Source organism: Janthinobacterium rivuli, assembly GCF_029690045.1.
In the GTDB taxonomy this organism is placed as follows: domain Bacteria; phylum Pseudomonadota; class Gammaproteobacteria; order Burkholderiales; family Burkholderiaceae_D; genus Janthinobacterium; species Janthinobacterium rivuli.
Map to the genome: position 1 here is coordinate 3,341,303 of NZ_CP121464.1, position 20,451 is coordinate 3,361,753.

The 20,451-nt window shown below is 67.6% G+C and carries 8 protein-coding genes; all 8 read left to right on the forward strand.

All coding sequences use genetic code 11. The features are described 5' to 3' along the window. Positions 1-136: 136 nt before the first annotated feature. The 8 genes from P9875_RS15150 to P9875_RS15185 all read left to right on the forward strand — a co-directional run bounded on the left by P9875_RS15150 (position 137) and on the right by P9875_RS15185 (position 20,431). Positions 137-1,456, forward strand: coding sequence for a hypothetical protein (locus P9875_RS15150; RefSeq protein ID WP_099403539.1), 1,320 nt, complete (start codon positions 137-139; stop codon positions 1,454-1,456). 67 nt (positions 1,457-1,523) lie between these two features. After that, positions 1,524-2,276 (forward strand): hypothetical protein, encoded by a 753-nt coding sequence (locus tag P9875_RS15155; RefSeq protein WP_278315771.1) that lies wholly within the window; start codon positions 1,524-1,526, stop codon positions 2,274-2,276. After that, positions 2,273-3,784, forward strand: a complete 1,512-nt coding sequence (locus tag P9875_RS15160; RefSeq protein WP_278315772.1) for a lipase family protein — start codon at positions 2,273-2,275, stop codon at positions 3,782-3,784. Before P9875_RS15155 ends, P9875_RS15160 begins: the two co-directional genes overlap by 4 nt. A gap of 3 nt (positions 3,785-3,787) precedes the next feature. After that, positions 3,788-4,708, forward strand: a complete 921-nt coding sequence (locus tag P9875_RS15165; RefSeq protein ID WP_278315773.1) for a hypothetical protein — start codon at positions 3,788-3,790, stop codon at positions 4,706-4,708. 73 nt (positions 4,709-4,781) lie between these two features. Then, a complete protein-coding gene (locus P9875_RS15170) occupies positions 4,782-14,198 on the forward strand; it encodes a DUF6603 domain-containing protein (protein WP_278315774.1) in 9,417 nt (3,138 codons plus the stop codon). A gap of 10 nt (positions 14,199-14,208) precedes the next feature. After that, the gene (locus P9875_RS15175) at positions 14,209-15,690 is read left to right on the forward strand and encodes a hypothetical protein (RefSeq protein WP_278315775.1); all 1,482 of its coding nucleotides are present in this window, start codon (positions 14,209-14,211) and stop codon (positions 15,688-15,690) included. 14 nt (positions 15,691-15,704) lie between these two features. After that, complete coding sequence (locus P9875_RS15180) at positions 15,705-16,643, forward strand: hypothetical protein (protein WP_278315776.1); 939 nt, start codon at positions 15,705-15,707, stop codon at positions 16,641-16,643. Next, positions 16,640-20,431: a hypothetical protein gene (locus tag P9875_RS15185; protein ID WP_278315777.1), complete on the forward strand. Its 3,792-nt coding sequence runs from the start codon at positions 16,640-16,642 to the stop codon at positions 20,429-20,431. The genes P9875_RS15180 and P9875_RS15185 overlap by 4 nt, the downstream gene beginning before the upstream one ends. Positions 20,432-20,451: the final 20 nt, after the last annotated feature.

Genomic DNA, 20,451 nt, shown 5'->3' on the forward strand with positions numbered 1-20,451 from the left:
CGTAATTGTCACGTTTTATTTTCAACATCACATGCAGTTGATGTTTCGTGTCGAGATCGCGAATATTAACGAATGGCTTCATTCCCATAATATGGCTGATGACTTGACGGATTTTTATCCAATCTGAAGGAGCGAGATGATGGTTAAACACTTTAAAGATCTGAGCGACGAGCAAGTAGCGAAATTCAATGCGCGCTGCGCCCAGCTCGGCGTGGATCCGAGCAAGATTCAGACCAGCGTGACGACCGCCGGCGCCGAGAACGGCCTGCACTGCGGGCATCCCGCCGCCAATTCGACTTTTCCTCCCGCGAACATCCTCAAGGTCGCCAATGTGGCGCAATTGAAGGCCCTGTGCGCCTGCAAGGACGAGGATTATGTGCGCGGGCTGGAAAGCGATGCCCAGGTCAGGTATCCGCAACCGCTCTCGGAGCTGGCGCTGCCGCCGCTGTCGTCCCACGGGCGCGACGTGGCTTTGATCGAGAACTTCATGACCGAGACCCAGAAGGCGGCGGTGGTGCAGGCCTTGCACGCTTTCCTGGTGGGCAACTCGAACAAGGTCAAGGATTACGAGGCGATCATCAACGCGATCCATTTTCCGATGTCGCTGGCGGTCTACGCAGCCCAGGACATCACGATCACCGCCGCCAATCCGCTGGTGCTCGATTCCGACCAGATCGGTTTGTACAATTTCGGCGTCGTGACGGTGGAGCCGGGCGGCAGTATCCAGGTCGTCACCGCCGCCCAGATGGATTCGCAGGTATTCAACGGCCAGACAGCGTTGGGCGGTGCCGGCGGCACCGTTCCGACCATTAACTTCCGGGGTGCCAACGGCAGCGACGGCACCGACGGCACGGCCGGCACCGACGGCAGCAACGGCGGCAATGCCGTGCAAGGTTCGCCGAGCGGCAATAACTGCGATTGCAACAACCCTTCGCCGGTGGCCGCCACGGCCAGCGGCAACGGCACTGCGGGCAGTGCCGGCACCCGGGGCGCGGACGGTTCCATTTCCGGCACCTCGGTATTTTCGCTGGGCGCGATCTCCGGTCCGATCCAGGTGACCTACATCGGCGGCGTGGGTGGCAAAGGCGGCGCCGGCAAGGCTGGCGGCAAAGGCGGCAATGGCGGCAACGCAGCCGGGGCGGCGGCTGCGCCCTGCAATAACTCCTACGCCGGCACCCCGTCCGGTAATGGCGCCAATGGCGGCAACGGCGGCAATGGCGGCAATGGCGCCAACGGGCCGAACGTGACGATCTATTACACCTCGATCACATCGGACACCACGTTTTCGATCGACACCTCATCGATCGCCGCCGGCGCGGGCGGCGCGTCGGGCGCCGGCGGCGCGGCCGGCAGCGGCGGCACCGGCGGCGGCACGGCCGGGAACCCCGGCACGGCAGGCGTGCCCGGCATCACCGGCTCTCCAGGTACCCTCTCGGCGCGTCTGCAACCGGCGTAAGGGCAGCTTCACGACTGTGGGTGACCTCCCCGCGCAAGCCAGCGCGGGGTCTTGAAAGGGAGAAGAGATGACTACTTTTGATGGCAGCACTGCAGTGATACGTCTGCTTGGCCAGGATGCGATTCCGGTTCCGGACGCCGCCGCCGGCGCCGCTGGCACGGCGGGGGCCGCCGGTACGGCGGGCAGCTTGACGTCTGGAAAGTGCTGCAACTGTTCCAGCAACGGGAGCGCCGGCGGACCTGGCGGCTTCGGCAATAATGGTTCGCCCGGCGGGCCGGGCTGGCCGGCACCCACCTTCACGATGGTCGTCGGCAGCGTCGAGGGCTTGCTGACGATCTCCTCGACCGGTGGCGCGGGCGCCGCAGGCGGCGCGGGCGGCGTGGGCGGACTCGGCGGACTCGGCGGCGCGGCCGGGCAAATGCCGGCTTCGGTCGAAACGAGTTGCCTGGAGGCGTCCGGCGGCAAATCGCCCGAGTGCAGCACGGCGGTCGGCGGCGTCGGCGGCAATGGCGGCAATGGCGGCATCGGCGGCAATGCCGGGTCTGGCGGCAGCGGTGGCGGCGTCACCATCACCTACACCACCATGAGCCAACCGATCGTGGCGATCTCGACCGGCGGGCTGGCCGGTCCCGGCGGACTGGGCGGCATGGGCGGCGCCGGCGGCCTGGGCGGCGCCAACGAAGTCGCCTCGGGCACCAGCGATCCGAGCAACGCGGCCAGCGGCAGCGCCGGAGTGGCCGGTGCGAGCGGCAACCCCGGCGTGGCCGGCGCCGTCGGCGCGGTGCTGATACTGCAGAGTCAAACAGCGGTGGCGGCATGATGGCCGACGCCGCCCTCGAGTCCTACGACGCCGCGCTGGCAGCCGAACTGGTGCCGCTGGCCACCTTGGCCAACGCGTCGCTGGCGAACCTGTACCTGCCGTCCGACTGGGGCCTGGCATACAGCTACACCGGCGCCGCCTCGATGGGCGGCTGCCAGTACTTCCTGGCGGTCAGTCCAGCTTCCTCGCCGACCATGTGCGTGCTGGTGCTCGGCGCGCTGTGGAGCGATTTCATCGCCTTCTACACGCCCGACAACCATTCCTTGTTCCTGGTGCCGAGCAGCGTCGTCGGCACCGCCGCGGCGATCTCGGCCGACGGCGGCTTCGAAACCATGTACCAGTCCATCCGCAGGTCGCTGTGGGTAGACCTGGCCAAGATCCAGCGGACCATTCCCGCCTTCGCCACCACGTTGCCGCTGGTGGTGGTCGGCCTCGGGCCGGGCGCGCCGGTGGCGCAACTGGCGTCGCTCGACCTGCGGCCGAACAAGACGCTGTCGCCGTCGCCGGTGACCAGCTTGCAGTCCTACGTGTATTCCTGCCCGCCCTTCGCCGACGCCGCCTTCGCCGCCTCGTTCGCCAGCATGGTGCCGGCGGCCTACCGGGTGCAGGCGCCGGCCGACCTGTTTCCGTCGCAGCCGCTGCCGGCCAGCGGCTACGTCCAGGCCGGCGCGCAGCAAAACCTGGCCATGGCGATCCCGACCTACGATTCGCCCTGGGTCGAGCGCGACGGTCCGTACTACCAGCAATTGCTGACGGGGGTGGCCCCCGTCAATGACGGCGCGGGCACAACGGCCGCGGTGCCCGGATTCGATCCGCTGCTGGCCTTTGCGATGGCCAAGCTGTCGGCTATCCCCTACCAGATGGCCCAGCATCCGGGCAGCACCCTGGCTTTCACTTACAGCCCCTACGTGCTGCAGCAAAACCTGAGCGTGGGCGCGACGGTCTGGGCCAGCCTGTTCGAGGGCCCCGACACGCTCGTCATTGCGCTGCGCGGCACGTTCACGTGGATCGAACTGATCACCCTCGTGAGCAATGCCGCCCCGTCCTCGCCAGCCTGGCTCGGCGGCAATTACGGGAAATATGCCCAGCCCCTGGTCGACCTGTATGCCAGCGGCCGCGACAGCCTGCGCGCCGCGCTCAACGTGCTGGGCAACAAGCCGGTGATCCTGACCGGGCACGACTGCGGCGGCGCGCTGGCCAACCTGATGGCGGTCGACATCCTGACCAATCCGCTGACCGGCAATCGCACGGTCGCTTCGGTCTACACCTTCGGCACGGGACCGGCGGCCGATCTCACGTTCGCGCGCAACTATGGCTTGAGCCGCCTGGGCAGTTGCAATTTCCAGGTGGCCAGGACGCTCGACATCATGCCCGCCTTGCAACTGCTGGGCGCACCGCAAACCCTGGGCACGCCCGTGCCGTTGTCGGGAGGTGATTTCGACAGCTACAACGGCAGCACTTTCCACGGCTTGTACAACTATATCGACCTTCTCAATCCAGGGAGCTGAACGATGGACGCTGTGACGCGACGCGCGATGTCGCCGTATTTTCTGCGCCAGCTGGAGTACTACGGGGTCGATCCGGCCGCGCTGGCCGGGCCGGTGCATGCCGGCCTGGTCCTGAGCGGGGATCCCGCGCAGTCCGACCTGGCGCCCCAGTCGGTCGGACCGAGGCAGGCGGCCGTGTTCGCGTTGAGCGCACTGACCCTCGGGCCGGGGCAACGCTTGCTGGTGAGTGGCAGGGCCGGGCAGCGCGTGGTCCTGGTGCTCGCATCGCTGTCGATGGCGGACGACGCGCGCCTCGTCCTGACGGCCAACACCGACCTTGTGGTCGATCAATGGTGCCCCGGCGCGGCGCCGGGCGGAACCAGGGTAGTCTTGCTGACCGCCCCCGACGGCCAGGCCGGCCCGGCCGGATCGCGGGGCGCAACGGGTGTGAACGGCATTGACAGCCATACCCCGGGCGGCCCCGGCACCTTTGGCGGGGCCGGCGGGCACGGCAGTCGCGGCCTCGACAGTCCCGACGCGCTCATCACCATCGCGCGCCTGGGCGGCGACACGCTGTTCGAAGTCAGCGCGGGCAAGGGCGGCGATGGCGGCGCCGGCGGCAAGGGCGGGCAGGGCGGCCAGGGCGGCATCGATCCGGCCACCAGGAAGATGGCGGCGGGCGGCGCCGGCGCGGCCGGCGGACCCGGCGGCCATGGCGGTTCCGGCGGCAACGGCGGGCGCCTGCGGGTGTGGATCGAGGCGATCGATCCGGGCGCCAGCTTCACCACCCGGGCCGACCAGATACCGGGCGGCACGGCCGGCGCCGGCGGCGCGCCCGGCATTCCCGGGATGGGCCATCCGGATGGCGCATTCGGCCAGCCCGGTCTGCCGGGCAATCCCGGTTCGGCCGGCGCGCCCGGAGTGGTCGAAGTAAAGTTGGTTTGACGGAAACAGTCCTTGAAGCTCATGCAACGGGAGTAAATGATGTTCATCAACACGTTCTCTTGTGAGGCCCGTCGTGGGTAGCGCGGCCACCTTCGACGCGTCGCAACTGGCGCCCACGCTGCTCAAGCTGGGCATCGCGATCGGCATTCTGCGCGCGGTCCAGGGCCAGGCCAACAGCTACGAGCTCAATCCGGACTGGTTCCAGAACCCCATGAATCTGACCGGGGACAATCTGTCGACCAACGGCGCGACGATCGCCGAACTGTTCGCCGAGCTGCTCGGCGAAGTGTCGGCCAGCGCGCTCGGCTTGCCGGCCCAGGACCTGGGCAGCATGGGCGTGTGGAATCCGATCCCGTATCCGGGCAGCCTGACGGCGACCGGTTTTTACCTCGTCAATTACGCCGTCAATCCGGACCTCGTCAACAGCGACCAGGTATTCGGCATCGGCGTGCTGCACCAGTGGGATTTCGCGGCCCAGGGCGTGGCCGACGGCGTCAGCGACATCGAGGTCAGCGCCTGGGGCTTGCTGCCGGTCTTGAAAATCGGGCAGGGCGGCATGCACATGGTGCTGGGGAACAGCGACTTCCCGCTCAACATGGGCGTGCAGTTCGCCGCCGCAGGTGGGCAAAAAATCATCAACAGCAACGGCCTGTCGTTCAACGGCGTCAAGTTCAGCGCCCAGCTCGACCTGGGTGCGCCGTCGGTCGACCTGTCGGTGGTGGTGATGCAACTGCAATTGCCGACCGAACTGGCCCCGGCCGACCGCAACCTGAGCCAGATCGCCCAGATCACGCCGCAGGAATGGCTGAGCACGGTGTCGACCCTGTTCGTCTCGGCCTTGCAGCAAGTGCTGAGCCAGGACAATCGCGCCAGCAACCTGTTGCCGATCCTGGGCCTGTCGCCCATCGTCCCCGATTCGGCGGTACGCCTGCCGCTGCTGCGCTGGGACACGCTGCTGTCGCAAGCGAAGGCGGGCGCCTCGCTGGGCGCGCCCTTCGTCGCCTGGTTCAACAGCCTGCTGGCCGACGAGGCCGCATTCCCGGCCTGGATGGGCGCGATCGGCGCCTTGCTCGGCGTGGCCGCGCCCGAGGTGGCCGGCGACGGCAGCGTGGCCGCGCCGTTCATGGTGCCGCTGCTGAGCGAGCCGGCCTACGGCGCGCTGGCGCTGACCATGGTCACCCAGGTCGACGCCCTCGGCACCCGCTACCTGCTGCCGGGCCTCAATTTCCGCGGCAAGGGCCAGCAGCTGGGCACGGCTCCGGCGCACATCCTGATCCAGGCCCAGCTCGACCTGGCCCAGTTTTCGCTGGCCACCACCGGCCAGCTTGGCGTGAGCACCAGTTTCCTCAACCTCAATGTCGGCATCGCGCTGACCAGCACCGACGCCGGCAAGCCGCTGTTCGCCGGCAGCGTGGGCGGCGAACAGTACAGCTTTGGCAGCTTGAGCGGCGGAGTTTCGGTCTTGCAAAGCAGTACCGCGGCGATGAAGGTGGTGCCCGCGTTCCAGCTGGTCGATGTGTCGACGCCAAATGGGCAATACGCGCAGATCGACCTGACCCAGCCGGGCACCCTGGTCGAGCAGGCGATCACGGAGTTGTACACCCTGGTCGACGCTGCCCTGCAGGGCGTGTTCGGCCTGGCCGGCGGCTCCTCCTATGGGCGCCAGGCCGCCATCCTTCTCGGCGTGATCGCGCCGGACCTGGAGGCGGGCGTGAGCTGGCCGGCCACGCTGGCGCCGCCGTTCAGCGCCGCGCAAATGGTCACGTCGTTCCAGAACCCGGTGGCCGCGTTCAGCACGTATTACAGCGCGCTGCTGCAAGACGGCACCCTGGTCGACGGGCAATTGCCCGTGTACTGGCTGCTGCGGGCGGCCGGCGCCTTGTTCGACCAGACCGGCGTCACGACCAGCGTGACCGGCAAGGGCCAGGCGGCCGACCCGTGGCTGTTTACGCTCACGGAGGCCAGCCTGCCGGCGTCCCTGCTGGCGTATGTGGAAAGCCAGGCCGGCGGCGCCAACCGCCTCACCTTGGGCCTGCAACTGAGCCCGGACATCAGTTACGCCAGCCTGCAAACGCTGGACATCGGCATCGACGTGTACGCGCTGAGCATGCAGTTCGGTAACGGCGCGCCGGTGCAGGCGTGCATATTTCCGGGCATCGCCGCGCACATCGCGCTGTCGCAAACCCTCATCACGCCGGCCGTCGCCGGCGCCGCCGTCAGCGTCGACGGCGCCTCCTTCAGCGGCAGCTGGTCGCCCTACGACAGTTGGCACTGGAACGTCGCCGTCGGCCAGCCGGCCATCATCGTCGACGGCACCTCGATGCCGGTCGGGCAGGACATGGTGTTCTCGGACGCCGATTCGCTCGATGAACTCGTCACGAAGCAGGGACAGACCTTCGCGCCCATCGTCACCGCCCTGTCCGGCGTGGCCGTGTACCGCACCAGCAACCGTCCCGGCCTCGCGCTCAACGCCTTGCTCGGTCTGCTGCCGAACCTGGGCGCCTTCGTGCCCGCCGGCCTGAGCTGGCCGGCCACGATGCCGGTGATGAAGCCGGACGGCTTCACCGACCCGGTCGGCGACGTCAAGCGCCAGATCTCGGCGCTGCTGGCGCAGGCGGACTACACGAAAGCGGCCATGTCCTTGCTGGGCTGGGCCGTCAGCGATGGCGCGCCAATCCCTGCGGTATCGGGCAGCGGCAGCTACGCGGCGCCGTTCGCGGTGGCGGTCGACCTGCCGGGCGACCTGGACCTGGCCGTGTGGACGTCGGCCCTTGGCCAGACCCTCGGTCTGGGCTTGCAGCGCAGCTTCAGCTTCAGCGCCCTCGGCATCGACACCAGCACCGATCTGCTGCTGCGCTTCGTCGAAGTGCCCCTGACGGGCGCCGCGCCGCAGAGCAACTACCTGCCAGGCTTGCGCCTGCAGACCCTGCTCACGCCGCAAACGCCCGTCGTGGTGCCGAGCACCGACGGCACCGTCAAGACGCTCGTGTCGATGCGGCTCGGGATCGACATGGCGCTCGACCAGGGCAGCCTCGTGCTGCAGCCGCAGGTGCTGCTGACCATGCATAGCGGCGACGACACGCTGGTCTACGACCTGGACCAGTTGACGCACGAGAGCAGCGAATGGGTGGCCGTGTTTTACGGCCTGCTGAACGTGGGCGTGGGCCAGTTCGTCACGCCGTTGCTGGGCAACGCCGCCATCGGCAACGCCTACCAGGTGCTGGGCCTGATGAACCTGGTCGTCCCGCTGTCCAGGGCCGATGCACTGGCCGGCGTCGATTCGGCCGGCTGGACCGCGATGCTGGCCGATCCGCTCAATTACTTCATCGAACGCGGCATCGCGCTGTTCCAGGATGCCGACAGCCGGGCCCAGGCGGTGGCGCTGCTCGAATCCATCATCGGCATCACGATTCCGGCGCTGCCGCTGCCGATGCTGCAACTGTTACACGCGCTGCAACTGGTACAGGACCAGGACAGCGGCTTCGCCCCCTGCCTGTACGACTGGGTGGCGCTGGCCGCCAATCCGGCGGCGCAGCTGGAAAGCCGTTTTACCGCGCTGATGGACGACCCGGCGCGCGTGGCCCAGCTGAGCGCCGAACTGTGCTCGCAGATCGAACCGGTGATCGTGGGACCGGTGCAATTGTCGGTGTCGGAGGGCGCGCTGATCCAGGTCAGCCTGCTGGCCGACGCGCTGCCGATGTGGGGCAACTTCCTGCAGATCAGCGGGGCAATGGGGTTCGACCTGCGCAGCAGCGAATTGAGCGCCGAACTGGGCCTGTATTGCGCGCAAGTGCAGCTCGAAGTGCGCTCCAAGCTGGCCGTCACGGTCGCCGCGGCGCCCAAGGCCGCGTTCGCGGTCGAACTGTGCTGGGGCGACGGCACCCAGCCAATGCCGCTGCCGCTGACCCTGTATCCCTTCGACGCCGCGCTGTTCCTCGAGCAAACCATCGCGCTGGCGCCCAATTTCGCGCTCTCGACCTTTTTCGGGCAAGTGGTCGACGCCCAGCTGCTCAACGCCTACCCGGTCGCGCGCACCGCCATGTCGGCGCTCGGGCTGGCATTCCAGGACAGCGCCACTGGCCTGTGGTTCACCAAGTCGCCGCTCGGCCTGTTCGGCGATCCGCTCGGCTGGCTGCTGGGCGACGCCGTGCTCGGCGCCAATGGCCAGCTCAACATCGCCGCCCTGGCGCGCGTGTTCTCCACCATCACGGTCGCCTCGCAAGCCTCCAGCGGCGTCGGCATCAAGCCGATCACGGGCGGCCTGTGCATTTTCGGCTTGCCGTACAGCCAGCAAATCGAGCTGGTGGCCGATGTTGCCGCGCAGACATTCATCATCACGCCCGGCCTCGCAGCCGGCAAGACGCTGGCGCTGGCCGACGGCGTCGAGTTGCGGACGCTGGCGTTTTCGCTGTCGCTGGGGCCGAACTTCCAGCCCGGCCTGGCCGGCAAGGTCTCGCTCAGCGGCAAGGTCGCGGGCGACACCACGCTGGTGCTCCAGGCCGCCTACGACAAGGTATTCCACCTGTCGGCCAGGCAGCTCGAGAGCGGGCAGAACTTCCAGATACTGCCGTTCCCCGGATGGCAAACGCTGGTGGTCGAGGCGGCGCAGCAAGCCGCGCAAGCCTTGCTCAAGCAACTGACCGCCGTGCTGCTGGACGAACTGGCCGCCGGCGGCGCGGCCGCCTTCGTGGCCAGCCTGCGCAGCGCCTCGGACGAATTGCAGGTGCCGCAGCTGGTCCAGCAGCTGATCGCGGTCAGCGAGGAGGGAGCGGACGCGGTCGGCAGCGCGGCGCTCGCGTGGCTGTCCGCACGCCTGTCGAGCGCCAACGCGCCGGCCACCGTGCAAGTCGTGGCCGGCCTGCTCAAGCCGTATTTCGCCAGCATCGAGACCGATGCCGGCCTGTTGCGCTACAAGCCATCGGCCAGCCTGCCGGTCACCCTGGTGACGGGGGTGCAAACCCTGTCGGACATCTTGCAGGTCGGCCTGTGGGTCGAACTGAACCTGCCCACCGGCGACAGCATCGTGCTCGAGATCGCGCCCACCGGCATAGGCATTCCGGTGCTGGCCGACGGCACCCCGGTCAGCCCGGTCAAGCCGCAGCTGAACTTCCAGCTGGCCATCCTGGCGCCGCTGCAGGACGGCTGCGGACCGAAACTGTCGATGCAGTTCGACATGCTCAGCAGCAAGTTCCTGCTCGGCGTCGACCCGGCCGGCACGGCGCTGGCCGCCAGCAGCTACTACCGCGAATTGCTGCCGACCTTCTTCGGTCAACCCGATACGACCCAATGGAGCCAGGATGTCGTTGAGTGGCTCGAATCGATCCTGCTCAACATCGTGCCGCGCTACCTGTCGATCCTGGTGCTGAACCAGGCCGCCGTCAGCAAGTGGATGGAGCAACCGCTGTTCTCGTCGGACAAGGGGCCGAGCGCCGCCACCATTTTGCTGGCCTCGCAACTGATGATCCAGGAAGACAAGCTGTACATGCTCAACAGCCTGTCCGCGCTGGAAAGCCTGACCATTGAGCAATTCCTGGCCCGTTTCCTGCGCGCCATGTTGGCCCAGCAGTTCCAGCTGGTCAGCATCGGCAAGACCGGCGGCATCTGGCTCGGTCCGCGCAGCGACGGCAGCGACTATTTCGGCCTGCGCGTGATGGTGCCCGGCCTGGAACTGGCCGCCGTGCCCTACGTGACCTTGCAGCTGGGCGACGAAGACACCGAATGGATCGCCAAGGCGGGCGGCGACCCCGACCTGAAGGGCGGCGTCTCGCTGTACGTGCCGATCAGCACGGACTCGCCGGAATTCAGGAAATTGCTGCTTGAACTGGTCAACATCGGCATGGATTTCCATGGCAAGGAAGGCCAGAACCTGGTCCAGATGAGCCGCTTCAGCCTGGGCGCGGTCGCGCCGCGCGGCCTGATCACCTTCGACTTCGACAAACCCAGCCGGGTCACGTCGTATGGCGGGGGCGTGATGCTCAGCGATATAGGCATTTCGCTTGCGCCCAATGTGGCCGTGCCGGGCGGGAAGGCCAATCCGGTGGCGGAAAACCTGCTCGGCTCCGGCAGCGACGCCTCGCCGCAGTCGGCCAACCCGGTCGCCAATCCTGGTTTCTCGGTGCGCACCTCCTATGTCAACGATTTGTACGTCGAGCTGTTCAGCGGCGACGGCAGCGAGGGCACCCAGGTGTGGTTCCCGGTGCAGCGCAGCTTCGGCCCCCTGTACGCCAGCCAGATCGGGGTCGGCTGGGAGCAGGACAAGTATCTGCTCGACATGCTGTTCGACGGCAACGTCACCATGGCGGGCCTGTTCATCGGCCTCGATTCGCTGTCCGTCGGCGTGCCCGTCAAGACCCCGCTCGACCCGAGCGCCTACAGCATGGACCTGGCCGGCATCGACATCCAGTTCAGCGGCGGTGGCGTGGAAATCGCCGGCGGCTTCCTCAAGCAGGACAACCCGCTCAGCTACGACGGCTACGCCACCGTCAAGGCCGGCTCCTTCGGCCTGCTGGCGCTCGGCTCGTACGCGCTGGTGCCGCTCGATCCGGCCAGGCCGGACGGCCCGACGGCCGCCTCGCTGTTCATCTTTGTCAACCTGAACATCCCGCTCGGGCCCACCCCGGCCTTCTTCATCAACGGCCTGGCCGCCGGTTTCGGCTACAACCGCAACCTGCGCATCCCGGACGTGGGCGACATCGCCGAATTCCCGCTGGTGCAGGGCGCCATCGACAGCAGCGTGTTCGGCTCGGGCGCGACGCCGGATTCGGCCCTGAGCGTGCTTTCCAAGGTGGTCTATCCTGAAATCGGGCAATACTGGGCCGCAGGCGGCATCCAGTTCACCAGCTTCCAGATGCTCAACTCGTTCGCGCTGCTGATCGTCAAGTTCGGGCGCGAGTTCTCGATCGACCTGATCGGCATCAGCTCGGCCTCGTTCCCGCCCAAGGCCAAGCCGGCCAATGCGCTGGCCTACGTGGAACTGGGCTTGCTGGTCTCGTTCCGTCCCAGTGACGGCGTGGTGTCGGTGCGCGCGCAACTGACGCCGAACTCCTTCGTGCTGTCCAAGGATTGCCAGTTGACGGGCGGCTTCGCGGCCATCGTCTGGTATGACGGCCTCTACGCGGGCGACTTCGTCATCACCCTGGGCGGCTACAACCCGGCCTTCAGCGTGCCCGAGAACTATCCGGTCGTGCCGCGCCTGGGCTTCAACTGGCCGATGGCCATGCCGATCGGTTCGCTCAACATCAACGGCGGCGCCTATTTCGCGCTGACCCCGTCGGCCATCATGGCCGGCGGCTACCTGAAAGTGTTGTTCGAAAGCGGCCCGCTGCGCGCCTGGTTCGCCGCCGGCGTCGATTTCCTGATCCAGTGGCAACCGTTCTATTTCAAGCTCGAGGCCTACATCACCGTCGGCGCCGGATTCGAGACCGAGGTGGCCGGCGTCAAGCTGTCGCTGACGGCCCAGATCGGCGCACGCCTGGTCCTGTGGGGCCCGCCGATCGCCGGCGAGGTCGGGGTCGACTGGTACGTGATTTCGTTTACGATCCCGTTCGGCGACAGCAAGCAGGCCCAGCCCGGCACCAATCCGCTCGACTGGGACGCCTTCCAGCTCAGCTTCCTGCCCGCGCTGAGCATCGACACGGCGCCGGCGGGCGCCAGAACAGCCCCGGCCGCGCTGATGGCGCTGGCGCAGCAGGCGCCGACCCCGGCGCTGACCCAGGCCTACGCCGTGCTCAAGCCGCAAGTGACGCGCGGCCTGATCGGGGACTACCCGGATGTCGGCTGGGTGATCCAGAGTCCGTTCGCGCTCACCGTCGGCACCGTCGTTCCGGCGACCACCTTGCGCTTCGCCGGCGCCGCCGCCAGCTTCAGCGGTCCGGCCATCGGCATCCAGCCGATGGCGCAAGTCACCGTGACGACGCCGTTGACCTTGAGCGTGCTGGGCTGGTCCGTCAAGGACAATGCCTGGGAAGCGATCGACCTGGATGCGCGCCTGATCGACGTGGGCATGCAGCAAAGCAGCTCGCCCGATGCGCTGTGGTCGAAGAACTCCTTCGATCCGAATGGCATCCCGCAGGCGAAGTCGATTCCCGGCACCATCCTGGGCGCCACCCTGCAGGGCTCGCAGGTGTTGCTGTATGCGCCGGTCGGTCCGATGGACATGGCCACGCTGGCCTTCGTCACGTTGGGTCCGCTGCCGCTGCCGTTCGCCTGGACGCCGAACTACCCGGCCCAGGCGGAGCCGCTCCAAACCGACCGCGCCGAGGTGATCGCTTCGACCATCATGGACCCGCTGGTCGTGCTGCTGCGCAACGACATCCTGGCCGCGCTGCGCCTGTTTGGCCAGCCGGCGCTGGAGGCGCCCAACCTGTCGGTGCTGCAACACAACGTCGGCAACATCTTCCAGTCGCCGCCCAGCATCGCGCCGCTCGGCATGGACCTCGCGCCGGTGATCACTGCCTCGACCACGATGGCGCAGGCGGCGCCGCGGGTCGCCGCGGAAGCGCCCGCCGCCGTGAACGCCAGCCGGGTGATTGGCCACAGCCGGCGCTACCGGGCCGGCGCCACCCGGCACGCGCTGGGCAAGGGTGACACCGCCTTGCCACTGATGCGCTACCGCAGCCGCGCCAAATGGGTGGCCGGCCTCGGCCAGTTCGCTGCCAAGGTGGCCGGCAAGCTGCACCTGACCCTGGCGCCGGGCGCGACCAGCATCGTGCGCCTCGGCGACGACGCCGCGCGCAGCGTGGAGCTGCGCGGCAACCTGGCGCTGCGCCTGCTCGCCTTCAACCGCTACGAGGAGCCGTTGCAGCTGCGCCTCGCCGATCCGGCGTGCGGCGCATACCACGAGCTGCCAGCCGCCACCAGCGAGCTGGTGGTGATCGCCGGCGACGCCAGCCCGGACGGCGTTGCCGGCTGGTACCACGACAGCGACTGGACGCGCCTGAACCACTATTACTTCCAGGCCGACGGCTGCCTGCTGCGTCCGGAAGCGGCGCCGGTGCTGAAAAAACCGCAGCGCGGCCAGATCCTGGCCAGCGACGTCCTCAAGGGCAACCAGGTGCGCCAGGCCGATGGCAGCCTGGGGCAGGGCTGGCTCGAAACCCTGTTCTTCGAGCAGGTGTCGACGGTGGCGGTGCTGGTCGGCGGCTCGGTCCGGCCACGCGTGCAGGCGCGCTGGACCGACGATCCCGCCAACCCGGCGTATGCCGGGGAGGACGACCTCGATCCGCAATTCGTGCTCCAGGCCGGCGCGCTGCAGGTGTATGTGTACCAGGTGCCCGATTGCCTCGACGGCAAGCTCGGCCTGGCGCTGCTGGTGCACGGGCGCGACACCGCCTGTTACCGCTCGCCGGCGTCGGCCAGCGTGCAGGGCGTGTTCGGCTTTTGCGCCGACGCGGCGACCCTGAAATCGGGCGGCTTGAGCGGCCTCATGCAGTGCGCCGCGGGGGCGCCGGCCGATACCGCGCCGCCGTCTTGCCAACTTCAAATAGCATAAGGACAAGTCCATGAACGATATCGCCATCGCCGACGAGGATGTGCCGCTCGCAGCGGGACAGATCCGCTTCTATTGCGCCGCCGAGCCCCCGCTCCAGGCAGGTTCCTACTGGTTGCAGGCGCAACAGACGGTTGACGGGCTCAAGGCCGATGTGAAGGGCAACAGCTTCGGCGTGCAAACCCCGTTCCTGGTGAGCGGCCCGCGCTTCCAGCTGCCGTCCCAGGACTTGCAGCTGGTCTATCCGCCGGCCAATATGGTCGGCAACTACGAGGAATCGCTGCCGCACGTGGTGTTGCGCACCCGCACCTTGCCGTGGGTCAGGTCGATCGACGGCAACACCAACAACGCGGGCGACAACGACGGCACCACGCCGCCCTGGATCGGCCTGCTGACGCTGTATCCGGACGAGCTCAAAGGCGCCACCCCGCAGGTGATCACGGTGGCGCAGCTGATCGACCCGGGCGACCCGTCCATCCTGGGGCCGACCCTGATCGACGCGGACACCCTCAGTGCCGATGAACTGGCCTCGCAACTGCTGGCCATCGACCTCGACCTGGCCGCCTTCCTCGCGCTCGCGCCGTCGCTGGCCGAACTGCCGCTGCTGGCCCACGTGCGCGAAGTCAACACGGACCAGAAAGAGGTGCTGGGCATGGTCGAGGACGGCTGGTTCTCGGTCGCCGTCGGCAACCGGCTGCCCAGGAGCGGCTGCGACAACAGCTGTTTCCTGGTCTCGCTCGAAGGCCAGCAGGCGCATCTGCACGGCGGCCCCGCCATCGCGGCCCAATACAAGACGATCCGCCTGGTTTGCCTGGCGACCTGGAAGTTCACCGCCGCCGGCCCGCGCGGCAGCTTCCTCGACTACATGCAGAACCTGTGCGGGCAGGGCGGGGTCGACCTGATGCAGCCGACCCACCGACCATTCCCCGCCGACTTGAGCGGAGCCGAGAAAACGGCCGTGGAGGCACTCCAGATCGGCTACATTCCCCTGCAAAACGTGACCCGCAGCGGCGAAGTGACGACGTCCTGGTACCGCGGCCCTCTGTCGCCGGTGCCCACCAAGGCCGACCCGCTGGGCCCGTATTTCTTCAGCGACCGCGCGATCCGCTACGACCCGGCCAACGGCTTGTTCAACATGTCTTACGCCAGCGCCTGGCAAATAGGCCAGTTGCTCGGCTTGTCTGACGCGGCCTTCGCCAGTTCGCTGTTCCAGTGGCGCATCAACAGTTACCAGGCGGCCCTGTCGGCCGTCGCCTCGGACCACCTGCACGGCCTGGCCGACCAGTTCCAGCAGCCGCGCGCCGGCGTCACGCCGGTACTGCTGGCGGTGCTCTCGAGGGTGGCCGGGCAGGCCGTCTCGATTGCCCCGCTCAAGGCGCATGAGCGGCGCGACGAGGACCTGTTGCCCGGCGTGGTGCCGGACTGGGAGGAGCGCATCGCCGCCGGCGAGGACGCGCTGCACCTGTTGCACCAGCACGTGCGCAAGCCAAACTAAACGAGGAAGTTCACATGACCACAAGCAGCCATAGCGGCGCGACCGAGTTGCTCAAGATGTACCAGCAGGCGCTGGCCAGGACCGATGGCGACAAGGAAAATGGCCTGCTCGACATTCCCGACGACATCGTCGCCTGGCTGGCCGAGCTGTGCCTGCTGTACGGCGTGCCGTTCGAATATCTGGTACCGGACGCGGCCATGCTGCCGCCTGAATCGATCCGTTTCTTTTACATGGACCAGAACTGGACCGATTGCGCCGTCAACGGCGCCGTCAATATCGCGCTCGGCTCGTCGCAGGATTACGCGCAAGTGCTGCGCACCTTCGAGCGCCTGGCCCAGCAGGCCGCGCTCGCCGTCGGCAACGTGCGCCCCAAGCTGCGCCGCAAGGCGCTGCCGCCCACGCTGCAGGTGGGCGGCACGGTGACCGGCGTGCTGCTGCGCTCGGCCGCCGTCACGGGCTGGCCGGGTATGGAGGTGAACGCCTTCTTCGACGTCCTGGGCACCAGGCCGGTTCCCCTGCTGCGCCTGGACCGGCTGTCCGACAACGTGCTGCTGGCCCTGTTCAACGGCGTGCCGCAGCTGGTCAACTTCTCGGAGCCGCCGGAAGGCTTGCATTTCGGCGTCATCGGCGTGCCGGCCGAGCCGGGCGCATACCAGATCGCCCTGCGCGGCCTGGGCGGCGCCTTCCCGGCCGGCAAGCAGATCAACGATAGCCACGGCGATGCCTGCACCTCGCCGATCGCGTTTCGCGGCGGCGACCGCGCCAGCGGCGTGCTCGACATCGTCAAATGCAAGGACGCCATGGTGGACAAGCTGGTCGGCCTGGGCGCCTGGCAGGCCGGCGCTGCGTTTACTTCCTCGCAATTCGCGGTCGAGATGGTCAAGGGGGCGGGCTTGCAGCAATTCGAACCCGCGACTGGAAAAATTTGCAACGGAAATCTGGTGAAAGCATGAGCACGCCTATCGTCAATCCAACCTGGGCCGGCCCGGTCCTGCTGACCCCGATCTACCTCGACGCGCTGATGGTGGGCGCTCCGAACCAGACGGGCGACTGGGCCGCCGTCGCGGTGCAGTACGACCAGCTCGGCCTGCGCCTCGGGCAGCCGCAGCCGAGCGCGTTCGAAATTGCGTCGAACCCGCCCGCGCTCGGTATCCACCTGATCTGGACCGTGCCCAGCGCGCTGCGCCATGGCCAGGTGGACGCGCTGGGCGGCGTCAGCTTCCCCTCGCTGCCGAACCGCTGGATCGTCACACGCAGCTTCATCGCCCAGCCCGGCGACGTGCCGCAACTGACGGCCTGGGTGCTCGAGAGCGATTACCTCGGCCCCGCGCCCGAAGGCACCCACGTGTTTCCCGATCCCGACGGCGGCAGCACCTTGCGCTACATCGGCCGGCGCTTCGACCTGAGCGCCTGGGACGGCACCACCTCGACCTACGGCAAGGCCTTCCTGCAGGCGATGGGGCCGGGCGACCCGACCTATGTCGCGGTGTACGACAACATGACCAACGTGCTTGCCTTCCACGACGACATGGCGGGCGCGGCCGCCGGCGTGTACAGCTACAGCAGCTGCGGCTGGTATGCCACGCCGGACGACGATCCGCTCTACGGCAAGACGGTCGACATGCCGTCCGGCTTCACCACCGAAGAGCAGTGGCGGGCCATCATGGACACCATGCAGTGGACCGTCGGCAATGACGCCGACCTGGCCGACGCCGAGCTGGACTGGCAGGCCTGGCTGGCGGCCAACCCGGTCAGCGGCGGCCCGCCCCTGAACGCCGCCCAGAATCAGTGGCCGGCGCAGAACCTGTGCCACGGCTTTGTGTATGGCTTGCAATGGAAGGGGAGCGACGAGTTTTACCCGATCAACAAGATTCTGGACGGCACCAATCCGCCCACGGTGGCGATCGGCGCCAACGCCGAGGAGGCGCTGTCGGCCTGGCTGGCCAAGGAAGTCGGCAGCGTCGAGGCCGAAGCTTTGCTGCTCGCGTTCCAGCAGGACATGGTGTACGACTACGTCGACAACCGCAGCGTGTTCCTGGTCCAGTCGCAGGCGGCGCGTTTCGCCACCCAGGGCGGCGGCAAGCAATGGGTCGTTTTCCAGGATGGGCAAACCTCGTCGCCGACCGACATCCCGACGGGCGCCTATTCGGTGCCGCTCGATCCGGCCGCAACCGCGGCCTTGATCAAGCTCAACAGCGACCAGTACCGGCTCGACGCCGACACCGCCTTGCTGGCCACCTTGAAGTGGCAGTTGTACGCGGCTTACTGGAAACTGGAAAACTATCCGCGCACCAATCCTGGCTACGGCGCCAAGGCGCAGGCGCAGATCGATGCCCTGAGCCCGCAGGTCGGCGCGCTGCAAGACCAGATCGCCGCGCTCGCGCTGACCCTGGAGCAGGACAGGGCGGCGCTGCAGACCCTGGTCGCGCCGCTGAACCTGACGATGAACACGATCAACCAGGCGCGCTTCAACTACCGCCAGGATCCGGTGATTCTGCTCGCTGGCGCCAGCCAGGACACCAAGTTCGGCGCCCTGGGTTCCAGCGCCGGCGACGGCCAGCTGTTCACCCGCTTCACCGGCCAGACCATTTACGCGATCGACGTCGTCTACACACCGGTGCCGTTTGACGTGACGCTGGCGGTGGACGATTTCCCGGCCATCGTGTGGCCGGCCGGCGTCATGATCCCGAAGGAAATGCATGACTATTGGTTCGAGACCTTCCTGCTCGACACCAACAACGCCCAATTGATCGCCGCGCGCGCGTTCGAAAAGGCGAACATTGTCCCGAGCGCGGCCCAGCTGGCCGACCTGAGCGCGCAAATCGCGCGCCAGCAAACGCTGGCCTGGAACGGGCCGGCCGCCGAGGTGGTCGACGTGCGCACGATCGCCGGGACCGCCGGCCTGTATGGCGTGCCGCCGGCCAAGCTGTCGGTTGCCGCCTGGACCCCGCCGTGGGCGCCGATTTACCTCGACTGGGAAATCGAATGGCATCCGAGCGCCGCCACCCCGCAAGCGATGCTGGCGGACTGGCAGCTCGACGAACTCGATTTCGAATGGACCGGCACCACCGTGACCGCCGCCGCCGCCACCTACACCGGGCGCAGCATCCTGAACGGGCAAAGCGCGCTCGGCCTGCAGGACAAGCTCAACGACTTCCTCAACAGCGATCCGAACACGGCCCTGTTGCCGCAATACCAGATCGACGAATTGCGCGACATGGCCGCCACCATCGGCCAGTTCGACGTGCTGGCCCAATCGATGTCCGGCATCATCCAGCAACTGATCATGCAACAGCTGAAAATGAGCAAGCTCAGCTCCGTCCAGAAGACCGAGATCGCCGAACTGCTCGCCGACGTGGCCAGCTACTTGCCCGATGCGGGCGCCGACCTGTTCTTTCCTATTCACGCCGGCCATTTCCGCATCCCCAAGCTGCAGGTGGTCGATGCCTACGGCCAGATCCTGCGCGGCTCGCAACTGAGCGACAACCTCGAACCGATCCGTAGCGCCAGCCTGGTGACCTTGGGCGAGGGCAACAGCAAATACATGCAGCTGACGCCGCGCGTGACGCAGCCGCTGCGGCTGGACTTCCGCATGGTGAAGGCGGACGATGACAGCGTGCGCAGCAATTCGTCGGACCTCACCAGCGCCATCTGCGGCTGGGTGATCCCGAACCATATTGACCATAGCCTGGTGGTGTTCGACCCGGCCGGCAACAACCTGGGCGAGGTGATGCTCATCGACTACGGCAACGATGCGGTCGATGTCGGCTCCGGCTTGCGCTGGGACGCCGTGCCCGGCAGCAATGCGGTGCTGGGCAGCCCGCCCGAATTCGGCCCAGCCATGCGGCACCTGAACGATTTCGTCGACGGCATCCTGCTGCGCGGCTCCGAGGGATGTCCGGCCCTGCAGGAGTTGCTCGACGTAATAGATTCGAGCCTGTGGAAAGTCGACCCCCTGGGCCAGCCGATCCAGGGCAACCTGGCGATCCTGCTGGGCCGCCCGATCGCGATGGTGCGCGCCCTCGTCACGCTCGGCGTGAGCGGCTCGGACGCCAACGACCAGTCATGGGCCGACACCAGCATGAACGTCACCGGGGACTTCACGTCGGTGGCGCTGCCGCTGCGCATCGGCGACATCGGCTTGAGCAACAACGGCGTGATGGGTTACTTCCTCGACGACGACTACAGTTGCTTTTATCCCTACTACGGCTATGACGACCGGCTCGCCATCCCGCGCCGGGTGATGGCCGACCGCACTCTGGCGCCGCGCGACAAACTCGCGCGCATGGCCAGCGACCTGGCCGCCAGCGGCGCACCCGGCGCGCCCGGCCCGAACTCCTACCTGGTGGGCGACCCCGGCTTCACCACCGTGGCCGACGGCGTGACCACCCACAGCGTGACGATGCTGGTCGACCCGCGCGGCTGGATGCCGGCCATCTCCGGCTACCTGCCGGTGCAATGGCTGTCGTTGCCGGCCGGGCCGGTTAACAGCGCGCTCAACAACATGTCCACGACCTTCCGCACCGGTCCGGTATTGCTTGAGACGCCGCAGATCCAGTTGCCGCTGCCGGCCAGCGTGAAAGGCGTATGGACCTGGGTCGAGCGCTCCGGCGTGACCACCTGGAGCGAGAGCGACGCGCTCACCAGCGCCGCCGCCGTGGCGGCGCTGCCGGCCACGCGGCCGATCCTGAGCGAAGGCTGGCTCAAGCTGAGCGGCGCCCTGGGCGGCGACCAGCCTTGATTTTTCACTTACCCCGATAG